Raw genomic sequence first — 6274 nt, forward strand, 5'->3', positions numbered from 1 at the left:
GGCCTGGAGGGTGACGACGACTGAGCGCCCCCGGAACAAATGGGAGAATTGCCACATGCGCATCCTGCTTGCTGAAGACGACATGCTGCTTGGTGACGGCCTGCAGTCCGGCCTGAGGCAGCTTGGCTTTCAGGTTGACTGGGTTCGCGATGGTACGGCCGCAGAACGCGAGTTGCGCGCACAGGTCTATGACGCAGCCGTGCTCGACCTCGGATTACCGCGCAAGGACGGCCTGGAGGTTCTGGGCGCTATTCGGCGGGCGGGCTTCTTGACGCCCATGCTGGTACTGACGGCCCGCGACGCGGTTCCGGACCGCATACGCGGGCTTGATGTCGGGGCCGACGACTATGTGGTCAAGCCGGTCGATATGCAGGAGCTGGCCGCCCGCCTGCGGGCACTGGTGCGCCGTGCTCACGGCCAACCGCAGGAGTGCCTGCGTGTGCAGGATGTCGTGCTCGACCCGGCCGCCCGCTCCGTGCACCAGGCCGGTCAGTTCGTCACACTGTCTACCCGCGAATTTGACCTGTTGCAGGCGCTCATGCTCAGTGCCAACCGTGTTCTTTCCCGTGAACAGCTTGAGCAGCAGCTCTACAGCTGGGGCAAGGAGGTGGAGAGCAACGCCGTGGAAGTCCATGTCCACAACCTGCGGCGCAAGCTGGGCAGCAAGCTGATCCACACGGTGCGTGGGGTCGGTTATATGTTGCAACGCGACGCGCCGAAATCGTGATTCCGCGGCCGCACTCCCTGCAGGGCCGCCTGACGGCCATGGTGCTTTCCGTGGTGCTGACGGTCTGGCTGGCGACCGCGGCGCTGACATGGCTGGATGTGAGCCATGAGCTTGACGAGTTGCTTGATGGCCACCTGGCCCAGGCCGCCGCCCTGCTGGTGGTGCAGCAGGCACAGGAGCTGGAGGAGGGCGACCGTGGCGTTGATACGCCCACACTGCACCGCTACGCGCCCAAAGTGATGTTCCAGGTGTTTCATGAGAACCGGCTTACGCTGCGTTCTGCCAACGCACCTGTCACGCCCATGGTCGAGCGCAGCAAACAGTTCAAAACCGGCTTCACCACCGTGCAGATGGCCGGTTCAGCGTGGCGGGTGTTTGCCACCTATGGCGCAGAGGACGACGTGCAGGTGTATGTAGGGGAGCAAACGGGCTCCCGCAACGACATCTTGCTGGCGGTGCTGCGCAGCACGCTGTGGCCCATGGCGCTGGCTCTGCCTTTGCTTGCCCTGGCGCTGTGGTGGGCCGTGTACCGCGGCGTTGCACCCATGCGCCGGCTGGGCCACGCGCTGGCCGAGCGGCAACCGGCGGCTGTACTGCCGCTTGCCCTGAACGACGTGCCATCGGAGATGGTGCCCATGGTTGATGCCCTGAACGCCCTGTTTGTGCGCATAGCGACGCTGCTGGAGTCTGAACGGCGCTTTACCGCCGATGCCGCCCATGAATTGCGCACACCGATTGCCGCCATCAGGGCACAGGCCGAGGTGGCGCTGGGCGAAACCGCCGAAGGCCCGCGAAGGCAAGCGCTGCACAACACGCTCGAGGGCTGCGACCGGGCGGCCCGGCTTGTGGAGCAGTTGCTCACCCTGTCGAGGCTGGACGCTGTTGCAATGCCGGCGTCTGCGCCCGTGGACATGAGTGCACTGGTACGGCGCGTGGTCGCAGAGCTGGCACCCAAGGCCATCAGTAAAAACCAAACGCTGGAGCTGGACGCCGCGGAATCCTGCCATCTTCAGGGCGACGAAATTCTGCTGACCGTGCTGGTGCGCAACCTTGTAGACAACGCGGTGAGATACAGCCCTGGGATGGCGCGCGTGAAAGTGTCGGTTCAGCAGCAGGATGGACGGGTGGTTTTGCGTGTGGAAGACAGCGGCCCGGGCATGACCGAAGGCGAACTCCAGCGGCTGGGTGAGCGGTTTTTCCGGGTGACCGGCAACACCGAAAGCGGTAGCGGCCTTGGCTGGTCCATTGTGCGGCGCGTCGCGGCCGTGCATGGGATGCGGCTGCAAGTTGAAGCTTCGACCGAGCTGGGCGGTCTTGCGGTGCGGGTGCTTGGGCCGCAGGCATCGAGCCCGTTTTAAATGGCCGCGAGGATTCCGGTTGTTGGACCTGACAGTGTTGAGTCCCGTGGTGCAGTCCGAGGGATTCACTCCAGTCATGTATCAACCTTTTCACTTTTTCGCCACAAGTCTGGACAACTCCACCACGCCGACCGGCGGACGGATCAGCCAGGGCAATATGAAGACCCGTTTGGCCAGTCCGCCGGCCATGCGATCCATCTGCTTGCGCTCACCGGCAAGCCGCGCCGCCAGCAAGCGGTCCGTGGTGCCGGCCGCCRGCACGCTCTTGTTGAGCACCCACGCATAGGGCTCGATGCCGGCGCGGCGCAGGTCGTCCTGCAGGGCGGCGGCCTGTGAGACCGGGGTCACCTCCGGCAGGGCCACCAGAATGATTTTTGTGTACGCCGCATCCTGCAGCCTCATCAATGGCGTGACAACGCGCGTTGCGCCCTGGCCTTCGTACTCCCGCATCATCTGCCGGTGGTAGGCGCCGGTGGCGTCCATCAGCAGCAGGGAATGGCCGGTCGGTGCGGTGTCCAGCACCACAAAGGCACTGCGTCCTTCACTGACAACGTGCGAGAAGGCGTGAAACACGGCCACTTCCTCTGTGCACGGCGACTGGAGGTCTTCCAACAGCAGGGCCTGCTCCTGCGCATCCAGGCCGGGTGACCTGGCCGCCATGATCTTGTCGATGTAGCGCTGCGTTTCGACTTTGGGGTCTATGCGGTCCACCCGCAGGCCCGGCACTTCGCCCCCTATCGTGCCCGCAAGGTGGGCCGCAGGATCGGTGGTGCTCAGGTGCACGGTTTTGCCGCGCTGGACCAGTCCAAGGGCCAGCGCGGCGGCTACTGTCGTTTTGCCGACGCCACCCTTGCCCATGACCATGATCAGCCCGTGTCCGCTCGCAACCAGTTCGTCGGCCAGGGCGTCCAGACCCGGGAAAGGGCCGACGGGCTCTGCCGCAAGCGTCTTGCCGGCCGCCATGCGACCGGTGTCTGCCGCAAGAAGCGCGCGCAGGGCCGGCAAGCCGACGGTGTCGAACACCCTCAAGGGCACTCTGTCCTGCGGCAGTGCACGCAGGGAAGAGGGCATTTCTGCCAGGGCCTGCTGCCCGACAGCCTCGATGGCCGCCGCCACCGCATCGGCTGCATCGCTGGCGTGAAACTCGCCATTGACCACCAGCCGCTGGTTGTTCAGGCTCAAGGCCAGGAGTTCCCCAGAGGTGCGCGCCGCCTCCGCAATCGCGCCCCGGTCCGGCCGGGTAACCAGAATCACCGTCGTTTTAGCCGGGTCGCCCAAAGCCTCTAGCGCCGCCTTGAACCGCTCCTCCTGCATCTTCAGGCCCGAGTGCGGGCCCAGACAGGATGCACCGCGGTCGTTGCCATCCAGAAACCCGCTCCATGCCTTGGGCAGACTAAGAAGGCGCAAGGTGTGTCCCGTCGGCGCCGTGTCAAAAACGATATGGTCGAAGTGGTCCGCATCGTCGGACAGCAGGGATGCGAACTCATCGAACGATGCGATTTCCGTGGTGCAGGCACCTGACAACTGCTCACGAACCGTTGAAAGTTCCGCTTCGCTGGCCCGCGCGTCCATCTGGGTCAGCACACGCTGACGGTAGGACTCTGCAGCCGTGTCCGGGTCGATGTTCAATACCGACAGCCCGGGAGCGCCGGGCACCGCTGTGGGGATGTTGCGCAGCTCGATGCCCAGCATTTCGTCGAGATTCGATGCCGCGTCGGTACTGACCAGTAAAACCTTTTTCCCCGCGTCGGCCAGCGCCAGCGCCGTGGCGGTGGACAGCGATGTCTTGCCGACCCCACCTTTTCCGGTAAAGAAAAGATATCGTGTCGGCATCTTGAGAAAGCCCATGGCCTCGGGCTGCGACCAACGATGTGCTTCTTCATGCGCGCGGATGACGCCGGTATGCGCGATGCCGTCAGTGGTGATGGTGCCGTGTGTGAGCATCTTTGATCGACCTTACATTTATCCCGGATTGAAATCGAAACAACGAACCGCATCCGGCGGCATTCGACGCGTATCCGCCCGGAAGATGTCCGGAGCGGCTTCAGCGCTCACAGGGAATCCTCCGCGACGGCCCAGACAAGCTGAGTCCGACAGGCGCTGGGCGCGGATGCCGATAACCGGCCAATTCCGCGACGTCGGTCTCACTCCTTGTGGAGGGTAAGTTCATGGAGTGACTGTGCATGGGCATCAAAAGGTGTCCGTTCGCCAGCAGACTTAAACCACAGCGCCAAACAGCGCGCCTACACCCGCGGTAACGCCCATGGCCAGTGCACCCCAAAAAGTCACGCGCCACGCGCCAGGCAGAACTGCGGCGCCGCCCGCCCGCGCGGCCATCGCGCCCAGGGATGCCAGAAATACCAGAGAGGTTCCAGACACCCACCAGATCAGCGTGCCGCCGGGCGCCACCGCGGCGACGGCGAGCGGCAAGAGGGCGCCGCACGCAAAGCTGGCTGCCGACGCGAGCGCGGCCTGTAGGGGCCGGGCGGCCATGTCGTCGTAAATGCCCAGCTCGTCGCGCGCATGCGAACCCAGGGCGTCATGGGCCATGAGTTGCTCCGCAACCTGTCGGGCTAGCGCAAGGTCCAGCCCGCGCGCGACATAAATAGCCGTCAGCTCGTGATGTTCGGCCGCGGGATCCTTCTCGAGTTCGGCATGCTCCCGGGCCAGGTCGGCCTTCTCGGTATCGGATTGCGAATGCACCGACACGTATTCGCCCGCGGCCATCGACATCGCGCCGGCCACCAGGGCAGCCACGCCCGTCATCAGCACATTGCCATGAGTCGCGCTGGCGGCGGCGACCCCCACGATCAGGCTGGCGGTGGATACGATGCCGTCATTGGCGCCCAGGACGGACGCGCGGAGCCAGCCGATGCGTGAGGTTCTGTGCCGTTCAATGTGTCTCATGCTTTGTCTTTCGTTGCAAGGGGGAATCAGCGGCGGCCCGGGAGCATGCGTATCAGGGTGTTATCGCGCAGTATGTAGTGGTGATACAGGGCAGCCACTGCATGCAGGCCCACCAGAAAATACCCAACAGTCGCTCCCGCTTCGTGGACTTTCTTGATCCAGTCCGCCGCATCCTTGTTGCCGGCCATCAACGCGGGCAATTGCAGCCCGAAAAAAGGAATGGGTTGCCCACGGGCACTGAGTACCAGCCACCCGGCCAGGGGCATCCCTATCATCAGTAAATAAAGCCCTGCCTGTACCAGCCGGGCCAATTGGCTTTGCCAAAGTGGCGGCGCTGGAGCGACCGGTGGGGAGCGAGTCCAGAGATTAATCACCAGGCGAAGCCAGGCGAGAACAAATACAGACAGGCCCAGCATGTAGTGCCAGGTCCTCAGCTCACTTCGTATGTCGCTTCCCTTGGGAAAAGCCTCGCTGACCTCCATGCAGATGTAAACCGCCGCCAGCAAGAAGAGCATGAACCAGTGCAGTCCCATCGAGAGCAGCCTGTAGCGGTTTTCCAAGTGTTTTTTTAAATTCATTGTCTGTCTCTTCTTATCATTAAAGTGAAGTGTTGACTGCAGGCCCCAACGTTGGTCGGTTGGCGTGACTACATATCTGTGCCACCCTGGCTTAAGTGAGTGCCTCATTCAGCTTTCCCGGATGGCGATAAATGGCAGGGCATCTTCCAGAATAGATAAAGGGCGTGCGTGATACTGGGCCACAGCAGGCTCCTGAGTTATCGGCAGCATGAGCCAGCAGCCGCTGCGGGCACTTGACCTGCGTCAACCGAGACGGACTTTCGGGAGCCACACTGCACACCCCTCGGGTCACCCTCAGCACAATTCAACAGTCGCTCATTCTGCTTTCACAGAGATTGCCGGGAATTGCAGGCGATAGCACCTGGTAAAGCCTGGCGGCGGTGGTACCAGTCCAAATCGCGCTCCATGAATGGCGGCAATCTTTTCGACCACACGCAGACCGGTGCCCAGACCCAATGAACGCGAATTGCTCGCGTTAAGGCTGACCGCAAGGACTTGAATGTCTTTTTTGGCCGAATCACACACCTGGAGCCAACGGGCCACAGGGTCCAGTTGCACTTCCACGCGGGTTCCCGGTGGCGTATGGCTCAAGGCGTTTTCAACCAGATTGCGAAGCACCAGCCTTAGCAGTACCGCGTGCCCCTCAATGCTGAAGAAGCCCGGGCTCACCAAGGATAGATCATGTCGGGTTTCCATGGCAGCCT

General features: G+C 63.0%; 6 protein-coding genes. 2 read left to right on the forward strand and 4 right to left on the reverse strand.

The annotated features are described in order from the left end of the window. Positions 1–55 precede the first annotated feature (55 nt). On the forward strand, positions 56–727 hold the full coding sequence (locus AC1DWI_RS10960; protein WP_477669571.1) for a response regulator: 672 nt from the start codon (positions 56–58) through the stop codon (positions 725–727). Then, the gene (locus AC1DWI_RS10965) at positions 727–2085 is read left to right on the forward strand and encodes an ATP-binding protein (protein ID WP_477669628.1); all 1359 of its coding nucleotides are present in this window, start codon (positions 727–729) and stop codon (positions 2083–2085) included. The genes AC1DWI_RS10960 and AC1DWI_RS10965 overlap by 1 nt, the downstream gene beginning before the upstream one ends. A gap of 90 nt (positions 2086–2175) precedes the next feature. Here the strand turns inward: AC1DWI_RS10965 and arsA are convergent, their stop codons facing one another. The 4 genes from arsA to AC1DWI_RS10985 form a co-directional block, all read right to left on the reverse strand. After that, on the reverse strand, positions 2176–3933 hold the full coding sequence (gene arsA, locus AC1DWI_RS10970; RefSeq protein WP_477724829.1) for an arsenical pump-driving ATPase: 1758 nt from the start codon (positions 3931–3933) through the stop codon (positions 2176–2178). A 369-nt stretch (positions 3934–4302) separates the two neighbouring features. Beyond that, positions 4303–4992: a VIT1/CCC1 transporter family protein gene (locus AC1DWI_RS10975; RefSeq protein WP_477669570.1), complete on the reverse strand. Its 690-nt coding sequence runs from the start codon at positions 4990–4992 to the stop codon at positions 4303–4305. 26 nt (positions 4993–5018) lie between these two features. Further along, entirely contained in the window at positions 5019–5570 is a 552-nt protein-coding gene (locus AC1DWI_RS10980) for a cytochrome b (protein ID WP_477669569.1), read from the reverse strand. A gap of 315 nt (positions 5571–5885) precedes the next feature. After that, positions 5886–6274: ATP-binding protein (locus tag AC1DWI_RS10985; RefSeq protein WP_477724828.1), on the reverse strand; the 389-nt coding region annotated here is incomplete at its 5' end.

The sequence above is a fragment of the Polaromonas sp. P3_C2 genome, from assembly GCF_056402675.1.

What these genes read in the sequence shown, in the direction of transcription:
- AC1DWI_RS10975 (WP_477669570.1), bottom strand. Translation starts at nt 4,992, where the DNA reads ATGAGACACATTGAACGGCACAGAACCTCACGCATCGGCTGGCTCCGC.
- AC1DWI_RS10960 (WP_477669571.1), top strand. Translation starts at nt 56, where the DNA reads ATGCGCATCCTGCTTGCTGAAGACGACATGCTGCTTGGTGACGGCCTG.
- AC1DWI_RS10980 (WP_477669569.1), bottom strand. Translation starts at nt 5,570, where the DNA reads ATGAATTTAAAAAAACACTTGGAAAACCGCTACAGGCTGCTCTCGATG.